Source organism: Tenacibaculum litoreum (assembly GCF_964513915.1).
Taxonomy (GTDB): Bacteria; Bacteroidota; Bacteroidia; order Flavobacteriales; family Flavobacteriaceae; genus Polaribacter; species Polaribacter litoreum.
This window is the reverse complement of record NZ_CAZEQS010000004.1, coordinates 642849-665839: the sequence shown is the minus strand read 5'-3', so window position 1 is coordinate 665839 and position 22991 is coordinate 642849. Positions and strand designations below refer to the sequence as shown.

General features: G+C 32.0%; 20 protein-coding genes. 4 read left to right on the top strand and 16 right to left on the bottom strand.

Going from position 1 to position 22991, the window contains the following annotated elements:
* Nucleotides 1-101 precede the first annotated feature (101 nt).
* The 11 genes from ACKTTR_RS14480 to ACKTTR_RS14430 form a co-directional block, all read right to left on the bottom strand.
* Nucleotides 102-731 carry a carbonic anhydrase family protein gene (locus tag ACKTTR_RS14480; RefSeq protein WP_408028509.1) on the bottom strand — a complete coding sequence of 210 codons (630 nt, stop codon included), beginning with the start codon at nucleotides 729-731 and terminating at the stop codon, nucleotides 102-104.
* A gap of 88 nt (nucleotides 732-819) precedes the next feature.
* Complete coding sequence (locus ACKTTR_RS14475; protein WP_408028508.1) at nucleotides 820-2400, bottom strand: SulP family inorganic anion transporter; 1581 nt, start codon at nucleotides 2398-2400, stop codon at nucleotides 820-822.
* A gap of 185 nt (nucleotides 2401-2585) precedes the next feature.
* On the bottom strand, nucleotides 2586-2885 hold the full coding sequence (locus tag ACKTTR_RS14470; RefSeq protein WP_408028507.1) for a hypothetical protein: 300 nt from the start codon (nucleotides 2883-2885) through the stop codon (nucleotides 2586-2588).
* A gap of 56 nt (nucleotides 2886-2941) precedes the next feature.
* Nucleotides 2942-3694: a tetratricopeptide repeat protein gene (locus ACKTTR_RS14465; RefSeq protein WP_408028506.1), complete on the bottom strand. Its 753-nt coding sequence runs from the start codon at nucleotides 3692-3694 to the stop codon at nucleotides 2942-2944.
* Entirely contained in the window at nucleotides 3694-5457 is a 1764-nt protein-coding gene (locus ACKTTR_RS14460; RefSeq protein WP_408028505.1) for a BatD family protein, read from the bottom strand. The genes ACKTTR_RS14465 and ACKTTR_RS14460 overlap by 1 nt, the downstream gene beginning before the upstream one ends.
* A gap of 51 nt (nucleotides 5458-5508) precedes the next feature.
* Nucleotides 5509-6333 (bottom strand): tetratricopeptide repeat protein, encoded by an 825-nt coding sequence (locus ACKTTR_RS14455; protein ID WP_408028504.1) that lies wholly within the window; start codon nucleotides 6331-6333, stop codon nucleotides 5509-5511.
* Nucleotides 6334-6341: 8 nt separating this feature from the next.
* The gene (locus tag ACKTTR_RS14450) at nucleotides 6342-7379 is read right to left on the bottom strand and encodes a VWA domain-containing protein (RefSeq protein ID WP_408028503.1); all 1038 of its coding nucleotides are present in this window, start codon (nucleotides 7377-7379) and stop codon (nucleotides 6342-6344) included.
* Nucleotides 7380-7384: 5 nt separating this feature from the next.
* A complete protein-coding gene (locus ACKTTR_RS14445) occupies nucleotides 7385-8392 on the bottom strand; it encodes a vWA domain-containing protein (protein WP_408028502.1) in 1008 nt (335 codons plus the stop codon).
* The gene (locus ACKTTR_RS14440; RefSeq protein WP_408028501.1) at nucleotides 8379-9296 is read right to left on the bottom strand and encodes a hypothetical protein; all 918 of its coding nucleotides are present in this window, start codon (nucleotides 9294-9296) and stop codon (nucleotides 8379-8381) included. The genes ACKTTR_RS14445 and ACKTTR_RS14440 overlap by 14 nt, the downstream gene beginning before the upstream one ends.
* A 9-nt stretch (nucleotides 9297-9305) precedes the next feature.
* Nucleotides 9306-10172, bottom strand: a complete 867-nt coding sequence (locus ACKTTR_RS14435) for a DUF58 domain-containing protein (RefSeq protein ID WP_408028500.1) — start codon at nucleotides 10170-10172, stop codon at nucleotides 9306-9308.
* 75 nt (nucleotides 10173-10247) lie between these two features.
* A complete protein-coding gene (locus ACKTTR_RS14430) occupies nucleotides 10248-11237 on the bottom strand; it encodes an AAA family ATPase (protein WP_408028499.1) in 990 nt (329 codons plus the stop codon).
* 224 nt (nucleotides 11238-11461) lie between these two features.
* Between ACKTTR_RS14430 and ACKTTR_RS14425 the strand changes: the two genes are divergently transcribed.
* Nucleotides 11462-14059, top strand: a complete 2598-nt coding sequence (locus tag ACKTTR_RS14425; RefSeq protein ID WP_408028498.1) for a TonB-dependent receptor — start codon at nucleotides 11462-11464, stop codon at nucleotides 14057-14059.
* A gap of 442 nt (nucleotides 14060-14501) precedes the next feature.
* Complete coding sequence (locus ACKTTR_RS14420) at nucleotides 14502-17366, top strand: TonB-dependent receptor (RefSeq protein WP_408028497.1); 2865 nt, start codon at nucleotides 14502-14504, stop codon at nucleotides 17364-17366.
* Nucleotides 17367-17411: 45 nt separating this feature from the next.
* On the opposite strand, the gene ACKTTR_RS14415 is transcribed toward ACKTTR_RS14420, so the two are convergent.
* On the bottom strand, nucleotides 17412-18179 hold the full coding sequence (locus ACKTTR_RS14415) for a UDP-2,3-diacylglucosamine diphosphatase (protein WP_408028496.1): 768 nt from the start codon (nucleotides 18177-18179) through the stop codon (nucleotides 17412-17414).
* A 94-nt stretch (nucleotides 18180-18273) separates the two neighbouring features.
* Between ACKTTR_RS14415 and ACKTTR_RS14410 the strand changes: the two genes are divergently transcribed.
* Nucleotides 18274-18720 (top strand): nucleoside deaminase, encoded by a 447-nt coding sequence (locus ACKTTR_RS14410; protein WP_408028495.1) that lies wholly within the window; start codon nucleotides 18274-18276, stop codon nucleotides 18718-18720.
* A 30-nt stretch (nucleotides 18721-18750) separates the two neighbouring features.
* Here the strand turns inward: ACKTTR_RS14410 and ACKTTR_RS14405 are convergent, their stop codons facing one another.
* Nucleotides 18751-19245 carry a methylated-DNA--[protein]-cysteine S-methyltransferase gene (locus tag ACKTTR_RS14405; protein WP_408028494.1) on the bottom strand — a complete coding sequence of 165 codons (495 nt, stop codon included), beginning with the start codon at nucleotides 19243-19245 and terminating at the stop codon, nucleotides 18751-18753.
* Nucleotides 19238-20002 (bottom strand): TatD family hydrolase, encoded by a 765-nt coding sequence (locus ACKTTR_RS14400; RefSeq protein ID WP_408028493.1) that lies wholly within the window; start codon nucleotides 20000-20002, stop codon nucleotides 19238-19240. The genes ACKTTR_RS14405 and ACKTTR_RS14400 overlap by 8 nt, the downstream gene beginning before the upstream one ends.
* Nucleotides 20003-20084: 82 nt before the next feature.
* On the opposite strand from ACKTTR_RS14400, the gene ACKTTR_RS14395 reads away from it, so the two are divergent.
* Complete coding sequence (locus ACKTTR_RS14395; protein WP_408028492.1) at nucleotides 20085-20564, top strand: retropepsin-like aspartic protease; 480 nt, start codon at nucleotides 20085-20087, stop codon at nucleotides 20562-20564.
* Between the two features lie 61 nt (nucleotides 20565-20625).
* Here ACKTTR_RS14395 and ACKTTR_RS14390 read toward each other — a convergent pair whose 3' ends face one another.
* Together ACKTTR_RS14390 and ACKTTR_RS14385 are read right to left on the bottom strand one after the other, a co-directional pair.
* Nucleotides 20626-21813: a pyridoxal phosphate-dependent aminotransferase gene (locus ACKTTR_RS14390; protein ID WP_408028491.1), complete on the bottom strand. Its 1188-nt coding sequence runs from the start codon at nucleotides 21811-21813 to the stop codon at nucleotides 20626-20628.
* A gap of 24 nt (nucleotides 21814-21837) precedes the next feature.
* Nucleotides 21838-22929 (bottom strand): fatty acid desaturase family protein, encoded by a 1092-nt coding sequence (locus ACKTTR_RS14385; protein ID WP_408028490.1) that lies wholly within the window; start codon nucleotides 22927-22929, stop codon nucleotides 21838-21840.
* Between the last annotated feature and the right edge of the window lie 62 nt (nucleotides 22930-22991).

The following is a 22991-nucleotide window of genomic DNA, read 5'->3' as shown; positions in this document are numbered from 1 at the left end:
CTTGCTTTTTTAGTTAAGCAATATAATTACCGAAGTTAATAAAAAAGAGAACCTAAAACTAAGTTTAGGTTCTCTTTATAATAAATTATAATGTATGTTTTTTATTCATAAAAGGTAACAGAGCCGTCTTTGATATCATACATAGCTCCAACAATCATAATTTCACCATTTTTATGCATATCAGCTAGTACTTCACTTTCGTTTAAAATTCTATCAATAGTTAATTGTACATTTTTCTCTGCAACTTTATTTACAAACTCTAAATTAGAAGAGTTTCTTAAGCTTTCATCTTTAGGTTCAGTTACAGCTTCTACAGCAGGCTTAATCTTACCTAACATATTAGTTAAGTTACCTAACTGAGCATTGTCACAAGCTCCTTTAACTGCTCCACAACTTGTGTGTCCTAATACAACGATTAATTTTGTGCCTGCTAATTTACAAGCAAACTCCATACTTCCTAAAATGTCTTCATTTACAAAGTTACCAGCAATTCTTGCACTAAAAATATCTCCCAAACCTTGGTCGAAAACTAATTCGGCAGAAACTCTAGAGTCAATACAACTTAAAATAGTAGCAAAAGGAAATTGTCCCTCTCTAGTATCGTTAACTTGCTCTAATAAGTTACGATTAGCTTTTAAGTTATTTTGAAATCTTAAGTTTCCTTCTTTTAAGTATTGTAATGACTTTTCAGGAGTCATTGTAGCTTGTGTTTCTTTAGTATGTGCTTTCATTATATATTTTTTATAAAATTATTTATATCGTTTTTATGAATACTAAGAGTACTTGACTGAAATCATTCTTAGTAAGTCGTTTAAAAGTTTACGCTGCTTTTGGTCTAAGTTTAAAGAACTTAATAAAGCTTTCAGGGTTTTCTACAATACCGCGTTCTGAAATAAGTTTAATATTGATGTTTCTTTCTTTTGCTTTGAACGCAAAATCTTCTAAAATTTCAACAATATCATTATCTAAATATCTAGTTTTTCTAACATCTAATTCTAAATGAGTATCTTCAGGTAAGCTATCTAATTCTTTTAAAATAGCTCCTTTGTTAAAGAATGTTACTTCTTCAGCAAGTGTCATTTTTATTTTGTGTATTCCGTTACTTTTATCTTCAATATGCAAGAAGTGAGAGTTTTGATAACTCTTTATTAAGATAACAAAAACTCCAACAGCTAACCCTAATGAAATTCCTGTAAGTAAATCGGTAAAAACAATACCTAATACAGTTACAATAAAAGGTACAAATTGTTTCCACCCTAAGGCAAACATTTGTTTAAATAAACTAGGTTTAGCTAGTTTATAACCAACAACTAATAATATTGCTGCTAATACAGACAATGGTATTTTGTTTAATAAGGTAGGAATTAAAATAACAGACAGTAATAAAAGTATCCCGTGAATAATTGCAGACATTTTAGATTTACCTCCTGATTGAATGTTAGCAGAACTTCTTACAATTACTTGAGTAATAGGTAAACCTCCAATTAAACCAGATAAGATATTTCCTGTTCCTTGAGCTAATAATTCTCTGTTTGTTGGAGTTACATTCTTGTCTGGATCTAATTTATCTGTTGCTTCAACACAAAGCAAGGTTTCTAAACTAGCTACTAATGCAATTGTAAATGCAGTTACCCAAACTTCATAGTTTGTAATAGCGCTAAAATTTGGGAAGGTAAATTGACCTAAGAAAGAATCAAAACTTTCTGGAATAGGCACACTTACTAAATGAGATGCTTGTATTGCTAATGTTTCATTTCCTTGCGTTAAGGTAAAAAAGATAATTCCCATTACTACAGCTACTAAAGGTCCTTGAATTAATTGGAATATTCTACCTTTTTTACTTAAAACTTTATCCCAAAGAATTAAAATAGCTAATCCAATAAAACCGATAACCATTGACCCCATGGTAATATTATCAGTAATACTTAAAAGAGCTGAAAAAGTGTTTTCTCCTGAAGGCTCTATAAAGCTATCAGCTCCTTCTGGCTCTGCATCATACCCGAAGAAATGAGGGATTTGCTTTAAAATAATAATAATACCAATACCAGTAAGCATTCCTTTAATTACTGATGATGGAAAGTAATAACCAATAACTCCAGCTTTAAGAACACCAAAAAGTATTTGAATAATACCTCCTAATACAACAGCTACTAAAAAGTTTTCATAACCTCCTAAAGCACTAATAGCAGTTAATACAATAGCAGCTAAACCAGCTGCAGGCCCACTAACTCCAATTTTAGAACCACTAATGGCTCCAACAACAATACCTCCTACAATTCCTGCAATTACACCTGAAAAAAGAGGAGCTCCACTAGCTAAAGCAATACCTAAACATAAAGGTAAGGCAACAAAGAATACGACAATACTTGCGGGTAAGTCGCTTTTAATAGTTTTAAACATAATATATGCGTTTATTAATACTCTAAATAAAATTTAGAGCGTATTTTTAATTTAAAATGATTGATTTTTATTACTAAGAGAAACTTAAAAATGCTTCAATAAAGCAATAGTACTCTTGCTATACATTGAAATATTTTCTCAGATTTTCTGGTTAAGACCTCGTAAGAGGTAACTTACTTAGATTATTATGCAGTAAGAAACTCTGGAGGAGGGGTAAGAATTTTAGGGTATTGTGAAACGTAGTTTTTAGATTGAAAACGAACGTTTTTCTTTTTTTGGATTTTCTTATATAAAAAAGAAGTGTAATCTTCGTTAGGATGAGCTTTTAGTTCAGCTACCTTAACATGTTTAGTGTTTTCTTCTTCTTCACTTAGATTTAAGAAAATAGTAATATCTTGATCTTTGTCAACCAACGTAATCACCGAAGGCGTAACAATAATGCCCGCAAACAAAACGATAAAAAAGATGGCGATTTTAGATTTCAAGATAATTTTTTTATTTATTTAGTGGCAAATGTAATTAATTTTTTATAGCTAAAATGTTATAGTTCTTTTAAAATTTTAGTTTTTACCCATCCAATTTTTCCATCAGCTAGTTTTATTTTTTTCCAATTATCTACAGAATCTAACACATTAACCTTAGTACCTTCGTGTAATGTAAAAATTTCATTAGAGTTATCAGTAGGTTCATTATTAACAGGAACTTCTTCAGTGTAAATAATGGCTTCAATGTTGTTTTTAGTCTGATTGTATTGTGTGTATGTAATAACTAAAGAGGTTATTAAGAGTAAAAATGATATAATGCTAGTTGTAAAGTAAGTCCTTTTTTTACTTGGGGTGTAGGCAAAATAAAACAGTAGAAATAAAATAGAAGCAATAAAAGAAAGCACAATAGTAATTACAGCCCAGGTATTATAAGTAAACTTTTGCAAATAGTTTTCATTGAATTTTTGAAATACTGATTTTGGTAAAGCTTCAATTCTATCAAGAGTTAAACGTTTTGCTATAACTAAGTTGTTTTTTGCATCTTCATTTAAAGGGTCTAACTGTAATGCTTTTTCGTAATTATAAATAGTAGGAGCTATTTTATTAAGCTTATAGTAACAGTTTGCCAAGTTGTAATAAACTTCAGATGATGCTAGATTTTCATCTTCTATTTGCTCATATAGCTTAATAGCTTCTTCGTACTTTCCTTCTTTATATAGAGAATTAGCACTTAAAAATAAATTATTAGCGTTTTGTGCTAACGTAATTGTTGACACAAATAAGAATAAATATATAACTAACTTTCCCATTATAACTGTCTGTCTAATTGCGTTATTACTTGTTTTGCTTTTTCATACTCCTCTTTCATTTGTACATTAGTAATTGGAGTGTATCTAGCAAAATCACAATTGTTAAATACTTCAATAAAGCTGTTAATAGTTTCTTTACTAACATTTTTATTAGCTAGTAAATCAGTAATTTTTTCACGACTTATATCAGAAGTTTCTACACCTAGTTTAGCTTTCAGGTAATTATGTAAAGCTCTTTCTAAAGCTTCATAAAAAGCTTCTTTATTGCCTAATTGTTTTTGTGCTTCTGATAAGTATTTTTTGGCAAGTTTATCTGCTTTTCGCAACTTATTACCTAATACATCACTATCACGTTCTTCCTTCTTTTTTTGAATAAAAATTCCAACAGGAATAGTTAAAATTGGTAGTAATAAAAGAATATAAAATAAGGTAGATTTAAAGAAATCGTCAGTTTTTATAGGTTGTAAATTGGTAGTTGTCTGAATGTATCTAAAATCACTACCTGTAACTTTTACATCTTGTTTAACAACTGTATTAGCATCGGAATTTGTCGGAACTTCCTTTCCTTCTAAAACATCAACATATAAATCATCTGTAGTGATGGTTTGGTATACTTTTTCTTTCGGGTTGAAGTAAGAAAAGCTAGTTTTAGGAATTCTATATTTTCCTTTAAATTGAGGAACAACAGTATAGTTATCAGTAACTGAACCAGACAATCCAGTTCCAGTAATACGAACATTTTCTTTTCTTTCAGGTTGATAAACTTCTAGTTCTTTAGGAGTTTCAACTTTTGGAAGTTCAAAAAGTTTTAAATTTCCTTTTCCATTTACAGAAACCTTAATTTGCGATGATTCATTTGCTTTTAGGGTGTTTTTGCTTAAAGAAACATCAAATGAAAATTCACCAACTGCACCAGTAAAATCTTCTGGTTTGTTTTTGAGAGGTAAGGCTTGAGCGTTAACTATTTTCTTGGCAGAAGAAAATTCTTTACGAACTTGACGCGTAATTACGTTTCCGAAAAAATCAGCTCTTCCAGTAGGGACTGCCACAACAATATCCATTTTCATAGGATCTATTGTTAATTTACCGGATGTTGTTGGAATTAATAAAGCTTTATGTAAAACAGCATAACGATAAGTTTCACCGTTATAGGTACCTGTTTTAACAGGCATTCCGTTACGTTTAATTTCTTGGTTCCAGAAACCATTGTATTGTGGAGCTTCAGTTATGGCATTATCGTAAATACCAACGTTGTCGCTAAAATATAAACGATATTCTACGTAGATTCCTTCGCCAACATAAGGTTTAGATTTGGAAATTTCAGCAACTAAATGAATATTCTGTTCTGCAATGTAATTAGGGTCATTTGGGTTTTTTGGAACCTCCACTGCATCTAGAACAATAACTTTTATAGGGTTAGATTTTATTGTTTCTCCATCAATTTCAATACTGGCTGAAGGAATATTAAATTCTCCTTTTCTTTTGGGTTGTAGTATGTAGGTGTATGATTGATTGAAAGAAACCTTACCATTAATCCAAGATTGACTTACAGATTGACTAGGGCCACCAACTATTTTAAAATTAGTAAAATTAGGTGCTTTAAAGTTATCTGCTCCTTGTTTGTTGATTGAAAATTCAATACGTAATCGTTGGTTTACACCTAATTTATTTTTACTAACTGTAGCCGTTAACGCAGCGTCTTGTGCATTAATGGTAAATGTTATAAAACTAACTAATAACGATATGTATACTTTCAAGTTCATGTTAATTTTCAAAAATGTCTAAAAATAAATAAGATTTTAAAAACTGTAAAATTACCAGTCTTTTTCTTGTTTTACCTTTCTTCCTTTTGATTTTTTCGCATTCATTTTTTTCTGCGTCTTGTTTTCCTCATTGTTTAAACTCTCTAACAATTGTTTCATTTGTTCAGGAGTCATTTTACCCTGTTGAGGTTTAGGTTTTTGGTTTTGTTTGTCTTTTTGGTCTTGATTAGGTTTTTGTTGATTTTTTTGATCGTCATTTTTCTGATCTTGTTTATCATCTTTTTTGTCCTTATCGTCGCCTTTCTGATCTTTATTTTTGTCGTTCTTTTTGTCTTTGTCGTTTTGTTTTTGTTGATCTTTATTCTTGTCGTTCTTCTTGTCTTTATCTTTATCCTTATTATCCTTCTGATTTTGTTGTTGTTTTTTAGCCTCTTTTTGAGCAACGGCTAAATTATAACGTGTTTCATCATCGTTTGGATTTCTACGTAGAGAATTTTTAAAAGCTTCGACAGCTTGTTCATATTGCTTTTGCTCCATCATAGCATTACCTATGTTATGATAAGCTTCAGCCTGAGCTATTTTGTCTTTTGAGGTCTCAGTAGTTACTTTAAATTGTTCTACTGCTTCTTTGTACTTCTTTTCTTGGTATAAAGTATTACCAAAATTATAGCTTGCTTTTTCGTACTTACTGTTTTTACCTAAAGCTTTTCGGTAAGCAATAGCAGCATCGCTAAACTTTTGCTTATTGTATAGTTTGTTTCCTTCTCGTAACAAAGCACGTGCTTCACGTTGTAGTTTAAGTGTGTCTTGTTGTGCATTTGCTATTGCAGAAACTGCAAGAACTATAATGAACATTAAATTTTGTAAACTTTTCATGCTACACTTTAAGATTCTTCGTTAAATAAATCTACTTTCTTCAACCATTTGGTTTTCTTATCAAATAAAAACATATCTAAAATTAAAAACAACAGTCCAATGCCTATAAACCATTGAAATTGATCTTTGTAATCAGAAAACTGTTTTGTTTCAAATTCATTTTTTTGTGCATTTCCAATAATCTTCTCAATGGCTTCTACTGGATTTTCAGTTTTATTACCATCAAAATATTGTCCGTCAGAAGCATCAGCAATTCCTTGTAAAACATCAGGTTTTCTTTGAGTAATTACTGTTTCTCCCATTCTATCTTTTTTATAACCAATAAGTGCGCCATTTAATTTGATAGGAATTGGACCTCCTTTTTCGGTTCCTACACCTACAGTGTATACTTTAACACCTTCATTGGCGATATTTTGAGCAACTTGTTTGGTTTCTTCTTGATGATCTTCACCATCTGAAATAATTATTAAAAAACGATTTGTTTGTTCGTCGTTGTCATAATAAGTGTTCGCTAGGTTTAAAGCTTCATTAATAGCTGTACCCTGACTCGAAACCATGTCTGGATTTGCGTTTTGCAAAAACATTTTTGCAGCAGCGTGGTCGGTGGTAATAGGAAGTAGGGGGTAAGCATTACCTGCATAGATAATAATACCAACTCTGTCACTTCCTAATTTATCGATAGTTTTAGATATAATTTGTTTTGCTTTTTCTAACCTATTAGGGGCAATGTCTTCCGCTAACATACTTTTAGAAACGTCTAAAGCAAACACCACATCAACACCTTCTCTTTTTACAGTTTTTAGTTTTGTTCCCATTTTAGGGTTAACTAATGATAAAATTAAAAATGATAACCCTACCAAAAAGAAAACAAGTTTTAGCACTGATTTAAAGGTTGATGTGTTTGGTGCTATTTTAGATAAAAGCAACGGATTAGCAAACTTTTTTTGAGTTCGTTTTTTCCACCATAAAACTAATAGGAAAACCACAATTATTACAGGAATAATTGCAAAAAGATAAAAATATATTGGTTCTTCTAGTTTGTACATCTTGCTTAAATAAAACTTTTAAATAACGTGTTTTTTAAAGTGAACTCTAAGAGTAAAAAGATTCCTGCTAGGAATACTAAAAAGCGATATTTTTCTGAATAATTATAATATTTAAATTCTTCTATTTTAGTTTTTTCTAGCTTATCAATTTCGTCGTAAATTTCTTTTAACTTAGTATTATTTGTTGCTCTAAAATATTTCCCACTAGTTTCATTGGCAATATGCTTTAGTAAGTTTTCATCAATTTCAACAGGTTGATTTTTAAAAGAAATTTTACCAGTTCTTGGGTCTTTAGCCCATGGAAAAGGAGCCATTCCGTTAGTTCCTATTCCAATAGTGTAAACCTTAATTCCATTTCCTTTTGCCAACTCAGTAGCTGTTTTAGGATCAACAAAACCAGCGTTATTTACACCATCTGTCAATAAAATAATAACTTTACTTTTGGCTTTACTATCTTTTAATCTGTTAACAGCAGAACCTAAGCCCATTCCAATAGCTGTACCGCCTTCTAATTGTCCCCATTTAATTTCTGAAATGGTTCTTTTTACAATAGATTTATCACTAGTAATCGGAGTTTGCGTGAAGCTTTCACCTGCATATACTACAATACCAATACGATCATTTGGACGTCGATTTATAAAATCTGTTGCAACTCTTTTTAAGGCTTCTAATCGGTTTGGTTTAAGGTCTTTTGCCAACATACTGGCAGAAACATCAACAGCCATTACGATATCAATACCTCTATTTGTTTTCGTTTTTTTACTAACGGCTACATTTCTAGGACGTGCTAAAGCAACTATTAAGCAGGTTAATGCCAGTAGTCTTAAGAGTTGTAGTAAAGGCTTTAGTTTGGGTAAAATAGAACCTTGTACTTTAAAACCTTTGATATTTGGCATTCTTAGGTGAGCACTATCTTTTTTTTGGGTATAAAAACTCCAAAAAGCTAATAAAGGAATTAATATTAGCAACCATAAAAACTCGGGACTATGAAACTCGAAATTATTCCACTTCATTATCTTCTTCTTGTTTTTTAGGTTTTAAATTATCTATAATAAGCTTAGCATCTTTTCGGTCTTCCTCTATTTCGTGAGATAATGGCTTAGACTTTGCGAATTTTACTAAGTCAGACTCTTGTAACAGTCCCTTTAATTTGTCAATAATTTCCCTAGAGGTTTCTATTGATTTGGTATCGTTAAAATCTCTTAAAACATCAATTAATTCATCTGTCGTACTTTCTAAGGCAGGAACATGTAGCTCTCTTTCAATATAACCTCTAACAATATCTGTTAATTCACTATAATATTTTTTAACCTGATTATTTTGCCATAATAGTTTTTTATCTAGTTCTTCTAGTTTTTGTATAGCTTCTTCATAAGGAGCCAATAAAGGAACAACGATAATTTCTTCTTGTTCTTTTTTCTTCTTAAAAACAAAGAAATAGAGTAGCAGTGCTATAGTAACAATGGCTATTACGACCCACCAAATATATTGTTTGAAATCGTCAAATTGATACGGTTCTCCTTTAATTCCTTTAATCGGGAATTTTTTAACTTTAGTAGTGTCGATAGGAACCGTAGCTACATTAACTAATAAGCTATCGGTTAAATAAGCCTGGTTTCTAATAAATATTTGTTGTTGAGGAATGTAAAAGGCACCGCTATCAAACCCTGTTAAAATATATTTTCGGATGAGTTTGTTTTCAATAGTATCGATTTTGAGAGTATCTATAACCTCTAACCCTTTTAGATTTTCTAATTTAGGAATGATAACATTTTCAGTTTCATCAACAGATATTTTATATTGAAACTGTTCACCAATTCTGATGTTTGTAGTATCAGTTTCTGCTTTTACCAGAGGTTGTTGTGCAAAGGTAAAAGAAGTTAAAAACAAGCATATGTAAAGTAGTTTGTGTTTCATTGTTTGTTCTTATCCTTTTCGTTTAAAATAACCTAACAGTTTTCGTACATAACTTTCGTCAACTCTTGTATTAATTGTACCAGCACCACTCTTAGTAAAAGCAGATTCAAAATAATTAGTTAAGCGTAAAGCATTAGCTTTGTAATGTGTTCTAACAGATTTAGAGCTGGTATTAACTAATTGAGTTTTGCCAGTTTCAGCATCTAACATAGGAACCATTCCTAAGTTAGGAATTTCCTCATCATGTTTATCATATACACGAATACCAGTAACATCGTGTTTATTACCAACAATTTTTAAGGTATGTTCATAACCTTCATCCATAAAATCAGAAAGCATAAAAACAATAGCTTTCTTTTTCATAATGTTGGATAAAAATTTGAGAGCTTCGCTAATATTGGTTTGTCTACTTTTTGGTTGAAATTCAATAAGCTCTCTAATTATTCGTAATACGTGACTTTTTCCTTTTTTAGGAGGGATGTATAGTTCAACTTGATCAGAAAACAGAATTAAACCAACTTTATCATTGTTTTGAATAGCAGAAAAGGCTAGTGTTGCGGCAATTTCTGTTATGGTATCTTTTTTAAATTGTTCAGAAGTACCAAAAAATTCAGAGCCAGAAATATCGACAACCAACATCATGGTAAGCTCACGCTCTTCTTCAAAAACTTTTACATAGGGTTCGTTATAGCGAGCAGTGACGTTCCAGTCAATTGCTCTAATATCGTCTCCGTATTGATATTGACGTACTTCAGAAAAAGTCATACCCCTGCCTTTAAAGGTTGAGTGGTATTCTCCTCCAAAAATATGATTAGACAACCTACGTGTCTTTATTTCTATTTTTCGAACTTTTTTTAGTAACTCTTTTGTATCCATGTTTTCAATTGTCAGTTAACAGTTATCAATAATCAGTAAAGTGTTTTAGGCTGATAATTGCTCATTGATAATTGATTAAGGTACTTGTACTTCGTTAATAATAGAATTAATAATATCTATAGATGTAATGTTTTCAGCTTCTGCTTCATACGTAATACCAATTCTGTGACGTAATACATCGTTTACGATTGCTCTAACATCTTCAGGAATTACATAGCCTCTTCGTTTAATAAAAGCATAACATTTTGCTGCTTTTGCTAAGGCAATACTACCACGAGGAGAAGACCCAAAACTAATAAGTGGCTGTAATTTTTCTAAATTGTATTTTTCAGGATAACGAGTAGCGAAAACAATATCTAAAATATACTTTTCAATTTTTTCATCCATATAAACCTCGTTAACTACGTTGCGAGCTTTAATAATTTGTTCGATGGAAATTACAGGGTTTATTTTTTGAAAACTTCCGTTTAAGTTTTGACGCATAATTAGTTGCTCGTCTTGTAACTTTGGATAGTCAATCACCGTTTTTAACATAAAACGGTCTACCTGTGCTTCAGGAAGAGGATACGTTCCTTCTTGTTCAACTGGGTTTTGAGTTGCCATTACCAAGAAAGGTTCATCTAGCTTAAAAGTTTCGTCACCAATGGTAATTTGACGTTCTTGCATGGCCTCTAATAATGCAGATTGTACTTTAGCAGGAGCACGGTTAATCTCATCAGCTAATACAAAGTTGGCAAAAATTGGTCCTTTTTTAATAGAAAAATCATTTTCCTTTACATTGTATATCATAGTACCTACAACATCAGCAGGTAATAAATCTGGAGTAAACTGAATACGACTAAAGCTTCCGTCAACAGCTTTTGAAAGTGTATTAATGGCTAAGGTTTTTGCCAGTCCAGGTACACCTTCTAATAAGATATGTCCATTTCCTAAAAGTCCAATTAGTAATCGCTCAATCATGTGTTTTTGACCTACAATTACTTTATTCATTTCTGTAGTTAATAAGTCTACAAAAGCACTTTCTCTTTCTATCTTTTCATTGATGGCTCTTACATCTATATCCATAGTAATTGAAATAAATTAGAATTTTTATGAAACAAAGCTACAATAATAAGAAAATAACAGCTGTTAAAGTATGGTTAAAGCTAAAAACATTGTATGTGTTTGTGATTTTAAAAGTTAAAAAATTGTTTTTTTGTCAATTTGTTTATTTTTTATATTTAAATTTATTATTCTTGTTGTAAATTAACATATTTTAACGTTTTAATTTTAACTAAACTTAATTACTTATGGATAAAAAAAGCAAAGTAATTGTCTTCATTTTGTTGATGTCTTTTGTATCAGTGATTGGCCAGACAATAAAAGGTAAAGTAATAGATGAGAAAGGAGCGCCGCTTCCTTTTGTAAATGTATTGGAGAAAGAAACCGTTAATGGTGTGAGTACAGATGATAATGGGGAGTTTACACTTAATGTGAAAAAGATACCAGTTACTTTGGTGTTTTCTTCGGTAGGGTTCTCTACTTTAGAAAAAACAGTATACAAGACCTCGTATGTCACAGTTGTTTTAAGAGAGGATAATGTTTTAGATGAGGTTGTATTGACAGGTAACCGTTCTAAACCAAGGACAATTTTAGATTCTGCTGTTCCTATTGATAATGTAAGTGTTAGGGAGCTACAAGCAACAGGTCAAACTAATATTGATCAAATGTTGACGTACACAGTTCCTTCTTATAATTCAAGTAATCAAACTATATCAGATGCAACAGCCCATTTTGATCCTGCGGATTTAAGAGGTTTGGGGCCTAGTAGAACATTGGTTTTAGTAAATGGAAAGCGTAAAAATCAAAGTGCTTTGGTATATGTAAATGATACACCAGGAAAAGGTGAGGTAGGTGTGGATATGAAAAGTATTCCAACTGCTGCTATTGAAAGAGTGGAGATTTTACGTGATGGGGCTTCTGCTCAATATGGTTCAGATGCAGTAGCTGGTGTTGTTAATATAATACTGAAGAAGAATATTGACTTTACTCAGGTAAATATAAACTCAGGAGTTACTAAAGAAGGAGATGGTTTTAATATTGATGGTGATGTTAATCATACATTTACTTTTGGTGAAGGAGGGTTTGTCAATGCTACGTTAGGGTTGAGCTATCAAGAAAAAACAGATAGAGCAGGAGAGCCAGGAAAAGATGATTTATTTGGTGTAGATAATCAATGGACAAGAGATAATCCAGACTTAGGAATGATTATAGGGCAGCCAGAAATGAAGAAAGGTGATTTATTTGTAAATGCTGAGTATCCTTTAAATGATAATACCAAGCTATACGCTTTTGGTGGGTTTAACATGCGACAAGGTAAGAGTTTTGCATTATACAGACCACCATATTGGATTACTGATGATTTTGGATTGTTAACTCCAGACGGAGAGACATATGATGGTTTTCAACCAACTTTTGAAACCGATATTCAAGATATTTTATTTACAGCAGGGAGTAATTTTAAATTAGGAGGCTTTGATGCAGATTTAAGTGCAAGTTTTGGGCGTAATTCTGTAGATTATACGATAGGAAATACAATTAATGTAAGTTTAGGAGCAAATAGCCCTACTTCTTTTGATGCAGGAGCATATGCGTTCAGTAATATTGTTGGAAATTTCGATGTAAGCCGCTCTTTTGGTGATGTAAGTATTGGACTAGGTGTTGAAGCAAGACAAGAGCGTTTTGAAGTAACTGCAGGAGAAGAAGCTTCATATATTGATGGGGGAGCACAATCTTTCCCTGGTTTACAACCAAGTAATGCTCTAGACGAAACAAGAACAAATGTAGGTGGTTATGGTACACTAGATTGGGATGTTTCAGAAGATTTTTTAATAGGTGGAGCATTACGTTATGAGAATTACTCTGATTTTGGAGATAATTTTTCATGGAAAGTGAGTTCTAGATATAAGATTGGAGAAGCAGGTGTATTAAGAGCTTCATACAGTACTGGGTTCAGAGCGCCTTCATTACATCAAGTATATTTAAGTAATGTACAAACGTTAGTTTCTGGTGGTACAATTTCTAATCAAGGAACATTCAATAATGTGAGTCCAGTGATTAAAGATTTAGGGGTAGCTTCATTGTTTGCAGAAACATCAAAAAATATTTCAGCAGGATTAACTGTTAAGGCTTCTAATGATTTTACTATTTCATTAGACTATTACAATGTTAAAGTAGAAGATAGAGTTGTGTTTTCAGGAGAAATTGGAGGGACCGATGATAATGGAAACCCAAATGCTACTGTTCAACAAATTTTAGATGATAATAGTGTTACAAGTATTAAGTTCTTTATTAATGCAGCAGATACAAAAACAGAAGGGTTTGACTATACAATGCGTCACAAAAATATAGATTTTGCAGCGGGAAAACTTGGGTTGAATTTAGCGTTAAATATCAACAGAACAAAGTTAGAAGGAGAAGTAAAAACTCCTACTAAATTGGCAAATTATAAGAATGCCATATTTAATAGAAAAGAACAATCTAGAATTATTAGCGCAAGACCTAATACTAAACTTTTGTTTGGTGCAGATTATAAGTATAAAAAATTAACCGCATACTTAAACAATACATATTTTGGAGAAGTAACTTGGCAACATGCTACAGACCCTAATAAAGATCAAACATTTAGTGGGAAAGTAGTAACTGATTTGTCATTGGGTTATGAGTTTTCTGATATGATTTCGTTTAATGCTCAGGTAAATAATTTATTTGACGTGTATCCAGATGAAATTGATACTAAGGGAGATGTAGTGACTGATTTAGGAGGACGTTTTAAATATCCCTGGGAAGTAAATCAATTTGGATTCAATGGTATGACTTTTAAAGCAGGATTAACTTTTAAGTTCTAAGTTAATTATTTGATAATGAAAAAAAGCACCTTTTTGAGGTGCTTTTTTTATTGCTTATTTCTTGATTCGGATAAGACTTTAAATAAAAATCAGTAAGTAAAAACTCCAATTTAATCACCAAAAATTATGTATAAGTTCATATGTAATTATAATAAAGCTTCCGTGATAAACAGATTGAAAGAATATGCTTAAGATGGTTGCAGGTAAAAAATGTTTTTAAAAGAAAAGGAGATAAAGGGTCATGTAGGATAGGATACTTTTAAGAAGTTTAAATTTCTATTGAAGTAGATAGGTTGTTTTGTTGGTTTTAATGAATACTAGTTTTAGTGTTAATATACTGGGAGTTATTTAATTACGAATATTTTTGTTGTGAGGTTTAAATATTAGTATGTTTATAGTAAATTAACTTTTTTAGTATAAATTATAAAAAATAAATACAGTTATGAAGCAAAAAATTAAATTATTTGTTTGTGCTTTATTGATGTCGTTTACATCAATGATTGGTCAGACGATAAAAGGGAAAATAACAGATACTAATGGGGCACCTTTGCCTTTTGTAAATGTAATAGAGAAAGGAACTACTAATGGTATAACTACTGATGATAATGGAGAATATTTTTTAAAAGTAAGTCAGTTACCTGTTACAGTCATAGTTTCTTCAGTAGGATTTAGAACGAAAGAAGTAAAAATTACTGACAGTTCTTATCTTACAATTGTAATTGAAGAATCGAGTGAAGCCTTAGAAGAGGTGGTAATTGTAGGTTCTCGTAATAAAGGGAGGGTCGCGATAGATTCTCCTGTAGCTATTGATGTGTTAGATGTTTCCAAGCTAACAGAGTCGGCACCACAAGTTACAGTGACCGAAATTCTAAATTATGCAGCACCGTCTTTTAATTCTAATCCTCAATCAATTTCTGATGGTACGGATCATATTGCGCCTGCAGCATTAAGAGGATTAGGTCCAGATCAAGTATTAGTGTTAATTAATGGGAAAAGACGTCATAAAACTGCTTTAGTAAACGTAAATGGTACTTTTGGTAGAGGTTCAGTGGGTACAGATATGACAACAATTCCATCAATTGCTATTGAAAGAATTGAAATTCTTAGAGATGGCGCAGCGGCTCAATATGGTTCTGATGCTATTGCAGGAATAATAAATATCGTCTTAAAGAAATCTACGAATAAGTTAGAAGTTAATTTAACAACAGGTGCTAATTTTACAAGTGAAAGTAGTCCAGAGAGAGATATAGATGGAGAAAAATTAAATTTAGGGCTAAATTATGGATTACCAATTGGTAAAGATGGTGGATTTATAAATTTTACTGGAAATTTTGATTTTAGAGGATGGACTAATAGAATGCAAGAATGGGAAGGCTCAATATTTAATGCATATAACTCTATTGAAAGAGTTGCAGCAGTAGATGGGTATAATATTTCAAATCTATTAGATGATGATTTAGATGATATTTTTAATTATGCAGGCGATGCAGGTATTACATTGAATGGTACCGAAACAAAAGAAGAATTGCGAACAATTTTAGGAGCTGATGTTACTGAAGCAGAGTTGTTAGCCCGTGGCTTGAAAAGGAGTGATTTTAACATGAGAGTAGGGCAATCTAGGGTAAGAGGAGCACAATTTTTTGCAAACATGGAAATTCCGTTAGGAAATGAAACCTTTATTTATGGGAATGCTGGTTTAAGTTATAAGAATGGTAATGCAGCGGGTTTCTATAGATTGCCAAATCAATCTAGAGCATACACACCAGCATATATGAACGGATTCTTACCAGAGATAAACTCTAATATTCAAGACAAATCATACGCGGTTGGAATAAAAGGAAAGTTAGGTGATTGGAATGTAGATTTTTCAAATACATTCGGTAGAAATGAATTTAACTACTTGATAAGCAATTCAAGCAATGCATCTTTAGGTAATTCAACGCCTTTTGAAGCGAATTCAGGAGGGTTTTATTCAAGCGAAAACACAACAAATATTGATCTTAGTAAGTTTTACGAAGATGTAATGTCTGGTTTAAATATTGCTTTTGGTGCTGAATACCGTTTAGAAAATTATGGTATTGTAGCAGGGGAGGAAGCATCGTATGCACAATATAATACATTGGGTAATGTACACGATCCAACAGATCCTAGTTCAATGGTTCCTGAAGATTTTTTTGGTAACTCAAGACCGGGAGGTATTCAAGTGTTTCCTGGGTTTAAACCAGAAAATGAAGTAAATTCATTCAGAAACTCTATAGCAGGTTATGTAGATGTTGAAGCAGATATTACAGAATCTTTTTTATTAAGTGGAGCTGTACGTTATGAGAATTTCTCAGATTTTGGAGGTACTTTAAATGTAAAAGTAGCATCTAGGGTAAAAGCTTCTAAAAACTTTAATTTAAGAGCTAGTTTACAAACAGGGTTTAGGGCACCATCATTGCATCAAATATCTTATAGTTCAACCAGTACGTTGTTTGTAGATGGTATACCAAATGAAGTTGGGGTGTTTTCAAACACTTCGAGAGTTGCAAGGATTTTAGGAATAGGTAAACTAAAAGAAGAAACTTCTTTTGGATTTTCTGCAGGATTTACAGCAAAAGTGCCAAGTGCAAATTTAAAATTTACGGTTGATGGATATATAATAGATATTGATGATAGAGTAATATTAACAGGGAGTTTTGATGATAATGGAGATGCTGAGCTGGAAAGATTGTTCCAACAAGCAAATGCTACACAAGCAGCATTTTTTGCAAATGCTGTAGATACTCAAACAAAAGGAGTAGATATTGTTGTAGATCACAAAGCAGACCTTTCTGATAGGATGAGGCTAACTAATACCTTAGCATTTACATTTTCAAAAACGAATGTAGAAGGTGTGAATATTCCAACTGCTATAGAAAACGCAGGATTATCTGATACTTATTTTGACCCAACAAGTAGAATTTATTTAGAGTCTGCGGTTCCTACAACAAAAGGAAATTTATCACACAATTTAACGGTTAACGATAAATGGAGTGTCTTTTTAAGAAATAGCTATTTTGGAGAAGTTGAAGAAGCAACTAACAGTAACGATTCTTCTATAGATACTACCTTTGGAGGGAAAATTGTTACGGACCTTTCTTTTGGATACAAGTTTAATAAGAGCCTAAGTTTAACATTAGGAGCAAATAATTTATTTGATGTTTATCCAGATGAGAACGATCCTGCTTTTAGATCTAGTGGACGTTTTATCTACTCAAGACGTTCTGTACAGTTCGGAACTAATGGTAGACATTTATTTGCTAGATTACGTTTTGTATTAGATTAACATTGGAGTAAGCCATAAAAAAAGCACCTTTTTGAGGTGCTTTTTTTATGAATTATATTCTTTTAAAACTAATTTATTATTTTCAAAAACAGCATAGGTGTAATACTGTATCCAATCACCAGTGTTAAGGTAAACACTATTTTCTTTAAGTTGAATTTCTAATGGAAGGTGTCTATGTCCAAAAACAAAATAATTGTAGTGTTTGGTTTCTAATTTACGCTTACAATACTGTACTAACCACTCATTATTTTCGCCTAAAAATTTAGCGTCTTCATCACCAGAAATCAGTTTGTTTTTTACGGACATATATTGACCTAATCGAACACCTAAATCTGGATGTAACCAACGAAACATCCATTGAAATAAAGGAAACGTAAATACTTTTTTCATGCGTTTATACCCTTTGTCTCCTGGTCCTAGTCCATCTCCATGACCAATTAAAAACAATTTATCGTTGATTTTAAATTCTTGAGGAGAATGATACACAGGAATGTTTAATTCTTTTTCAAAATAATCATGCATCCATAAATCGTGATTCCCAACAAAAAAGTAAATAGGAATACCACTGTCTTTTATTTCTGCGAGTTTACCTAAAACGCGAACAAAGCCTTTAGGAACCACAGTCTTATACTCAAACCAAAAATCAAATAAATCACCTAGAATAAAAATTGCTTCAGCATCTTTTTTAACTTCGTTTAACCATGCAACAAACTTTTGTTCACGAGGAAAACTAGCCTCAGAAGTTGGAGCTCCTAAATGTTGATCGGAAGCAAAATAGACTTTTTTATTTTCAGAAGTGTTGATTGAAATCAAATCGTAAATTTTGGTAAAAATAAGTATTTTACTGAGAGTTAGCACAAACAAATTTTGGCTACATTTGTTTAAGAACTTACATGAATCCACGTATATGAATCCGTTTGATGATACTTACTTTATGAAAAAAGCCTTACAAGAGGCTGAGCTTGCTTTTGATAAAGGAGAAGTTCCAGTAGGTGCAGTAATCGTTTTTAATAATCAAATTATTGCTAGAGCGCATAATTTAACTGAGTTGTTAAACGACGTTACAGCGCATGCCGAAATGCAAGCTTTTACTGCAGCAGCAGATTTTTTAGGTGGAAAATATTTAAAAGACTGCACCTTGTATGTTACACTAGAACCTTGCCAAATGTGTGCGGGAGCGAGTTACTGGACACAAATAGGTAAAATAGTGTATGGAGCAAGTGAACCAAAACTTGGTTTTAGTGTGTTGAAAACAAAATTACATCCAAAAACAAAGGTAATATCAGGGGTTTTAGAAGAAGAATGTGGTTATTTATTGAAGAAGTTTTTTATTGAAAAACGTAATTTAAATTAAGCATTACTTCATGGTTTGATTTTCTAAAAATTAGAATAATGTTTGTTGTTTTGCCCCACTTTCGTGTTCTAATAACCACTTTTTACGCCAAACACCACCTGCATATCCTGTTAAAGAACCATCAGAACCTACAACTCTGTGGCAAGGAATAACTATCCAAATAGGATTTTTACCATTCGCTGAAGCTACCGCACGAATTGCTTTTACATCACCTAATTGTTTGGTTTGTTCTAAATAAGTTCTGGTTCTTCCAAAAGGAATGTTTAATAGCTTATTCCAAACCGATTGTTGAAAGGTTGTTCCTTGTGGATTCAATTGTAAATCAAACACTGTTCTTTTTCCAGCAAAATACTCATCCAGTTGAGCGACACAATTTTGTAAACAAGACGGAGTCTCTTTCGGAATGCTAATTGTAGCCGAAGTATCTTCATCCAATACCGAAATCGATTGGATTCCGTTTTCATCGCCATTAATTTTGGCAATCCCGATAGGAGTTTTATAATATGTGGTTTGTAAGTTAAACACCAAAAACGTCTTTAGAGTTCTGTGTTGTAATTTCCGAAATTTCTTGAAAAGTCAATCCATAAATATCTACTAACTTATCCACAACATTAGTTATGTAGCTACTTTCATTACGCTTACCTCGGTATGGAGTTGGAGCTAGGTATGGAGAATCTGTTTCCAAGACGATATGTTTGATATCTATTTGATTTAGAAACTTATCAATTTTTCCGTTTTTAAAAGTGGCAACACCTCCAATTCCTAATTTCATATTGTATGAAATTGCCTTTTCAGCTTGTTCTAAGGTTCCTGTAAAGCAGTGGAAAATTCCGAATAAATCATCTCCTTTTTCAGTTTCTAATACCTCAAAAATTTCATCAAAAGCATCACGACAGTGAATAACAATAGGTAATTTTTTTTCTTTTGCCCATTGAATTTGAGTACGAAAAGCTTCTTGTTGTTGTGGTAAAAAAGTTTTATCCCAATATAAGTCGATACCAATTTCACCAATCGCATAAAAATCACGTTTGTCTAGCCATTCTCTTACATGTGCTAATTCTTCTTGGTAGTTCTCTTTTACCGAAGTAGGGTGTAACCCCATCATTAAAAACACATCGTTCGGGTAGTTTTTTTCTAAATCGAACATACGTTCAGTATAAGAACTATCAATCGCAGGAATAAAGAAACGAGAAATACCAGCTTCTTTGGCACGTTGCATCATTTCGTTTCTGTCTTCATCAAATTGGTTAGAATATAGGTGTGTATGGGTATCTGTTATCATAATTTTTTTAAAGAAAGACCTTTCGCTAAGATTCAAGGTAACATTGTATTATTGTATCTTTGTGATGACAAAAGTACAAGAAATGGCAAGTTTGAAAAAAGTATTACGAAAAAAGAAATACATCAAAATAAAACTTAAAAAAATGGTGACGAATCATTTAGAGTTAGATGCGGAGATAAATGGTGTTATGGGAAGGTTTATTTTAGATACAGGCGCTTCTAATTCTTGTGTTGGGCTAGAGTTAATAGAGCGTTTCAAGCTTATTTCTGAAGAAAGTGAGGTAAAGGCGGCGGGTGCAGGAGCAACAGATATGGAGACGCAAAAGTCAGAAAATAATTCACTAAAAATAGGGAAGTGGAAAAATGATTCATGTGATTTGGTTCTGTTTGACTTAACGCATGTAAATACAGCTTTAAAACAACACGATGCTGATGAGGTAGACGGAATTATAGGAGCAGATATTTTAGAAGCAGGAAAAGCCTTTATTGATTATAATAAGAAAACATTGTACTTAAAGAAACTTAAAAAGAAAAAAGTAAGGAAATTAAAAGTTCCATTCTAGAACATAAAAAATCCGTAAGAAACATCTTACGGATTTTTTTATGCTTAATTGTTTAAGTTAATTAACTTAAAACTTCTTTAATTCTTTTGATAGCTTCACGTAATTGTAACTCAGAAGCAGCATATGATAAACGAACACAGTTTGGTGCACCAAAAGCTTCACCAGTTACTGTAGCTACATTTGCTTTCTCTAATAATAGCATAGAGAAATCATTAGCATTCTTTATTTCTTTTCCTTGGATTGTTTTTCCGAAGAAATCAGAAATGTCAGGGAATACATAAAAAGCACCTTCAGGTACGTTTAATTTAAATCCGTCAATTTCTCCTAATAACTGTAAAACTAAATCTCTACGGTTTTTAAACTCATCTACCATGTATTGTACTTTCTCTGGAGATGCTTTTACGGCCGTAATAGCAGCACGTTGTGCAATACAGTTAGTTCCTGAAGTAATTTGCCCTTGCATTTTAGTACAAGCCTTAGCAATCCACTCAGGAGCACCAATGTAACCAATTCTCCATCCTGTCATGGCAAAAGCTTTTGCTAAACCGTTAACAGTAATAGTACGGTCGTACATGCTTTCAATTGCAGCAAAACTAAATGGCTTCGTTCCGTAGTTAATGTGCTCATATATTTCGTCAGATAAGATATAAATATCTGGATGCTTTTCTAATACTTTAGCTAAAGCTCTATATTCTTCCTCGCTATAAATTGTTCCACTTGGGTTGTTTGGCGAGTTAAAGAAAATCATTTTTGTTTTTGGTGAAATAGCAGCTTCTAATTGTTCTGGAGTGATTTTGAAATCATTTTCAATAGAAGAAGGAATTTCGGTAAATTTAGCCTCACACAAAGTTGCAATTGCAGAATAACTTACCCAATATGGAGCTGGTAATAATACTTCATCACCAGGATTTAATAATACCTGAGCTACGTTAGCAATAGATTGTTTTGCTCCTGTAGAAACTACCACTTGATTAGGAGCATATGTTAAGTTATTATCACGTTTAAACTTTTCGCAAATAGCTTCTTTCAACTCTACGTACCCGTCAACTGGAGTGTATGAGTTGTAATCTTGGTTGATAGCTTCAATAGCAGCATCTTTAATAAAATCAGGAGTATTAAAGTCTGGTTCTCCTAAACTTAAACTAATGATGTCTCTACCTTCAGCTTTTAACTCTCTCGCTTTAGCAGCCATTGCTAAAGTTTGCGATACTGGTAAACTTTGAATTCTGTTTGATAATGCGTTTGACATTGTGTTGTTATGTTGTATGTTGATTTATGCTAATTGCGGTTTTTTCCCTAATTCAGCTAAGTGTTTAAAATGCTCAATAACTGCTTTACGTGTAGTTTTGTATTCATTATAAGGAAGGTTAAATTCCTTAGCAGTCTCTTTTACAATTTGAGCTAACTTATTATAGTGAATATGAGAAATATTAGGAAAAATATGGTGTTCTACTTGGTGATTCAATCCACCTGTGTAAAAGTTGATAAACCAATTTCTAGGAGCAAAATTTGCTGTAGTATATAATTGGTGAATAGCCCAAGTGTTTTTCATATTACCATCTTCATCTGGTAAAGGAGTTTCTGTTTTAGGAACAATGTGTGCTAATTGGAAAACTACACTTAAAATAATTCCTGCAGTATAATGCATTACGAAAAACCCGATTAATACCTTCCACCAAGCAACATTCATAACTGCGATTGGTAATACAATCCAAAGTACATAATAAATAACTTTAGAAACTACTAATTTGGTCCACTCTTTAGCTGGGTTTGGAAATTCACCGTACGATAACTTACGCTTTAAATAACTGTGCATTTGTTTAAAGTCGGTAGTAATAGCCCAGTTAATAGTTAACAATCCGTATAAAAAGATTGAGTAATATTTTTGGAACTTATGAATCCATAACCATTGTGTGTGTTTTGAAAAACGGATAATTCTACCAGCTTCCATATCTTCATCATGGTCTTGAATGTTTGTGTACGTATGGTGTAATACATTGTGCTGCACTTTCCAGTTATACACGTTACCTGCTAAAATGTAAATACTACTTCCAAAAAGTTTATTTACCCATTTTTTACTAGAAAAAGATTCGTGGTTAGCATCGTGCATCACATTCATTCCTACTCCAGCCATTCCAATACCCATTACAATAGTAAGTGCTAATTTTATCCATTGAGACATATCAACAGTTAAAATTAGTATAAAAGGAACAATAAACATAGCTAGCATAATAATAGCTTTTGAATATAGTTTCCAGTTACCTGTGCGTTTAATATTGTTTTCTTTAAAGTAAGTGTTAACTCTTTTATTTAGAGTTCTAAAAAACTTAGCTTTATCTATTCTTGAGAAGTTTACTGTCTTCATTTGTTGTTTGTTTGTGTCGCAAAAATAAACGTTTTTGGTTCATGGTTATTGCTAAAGGTTAA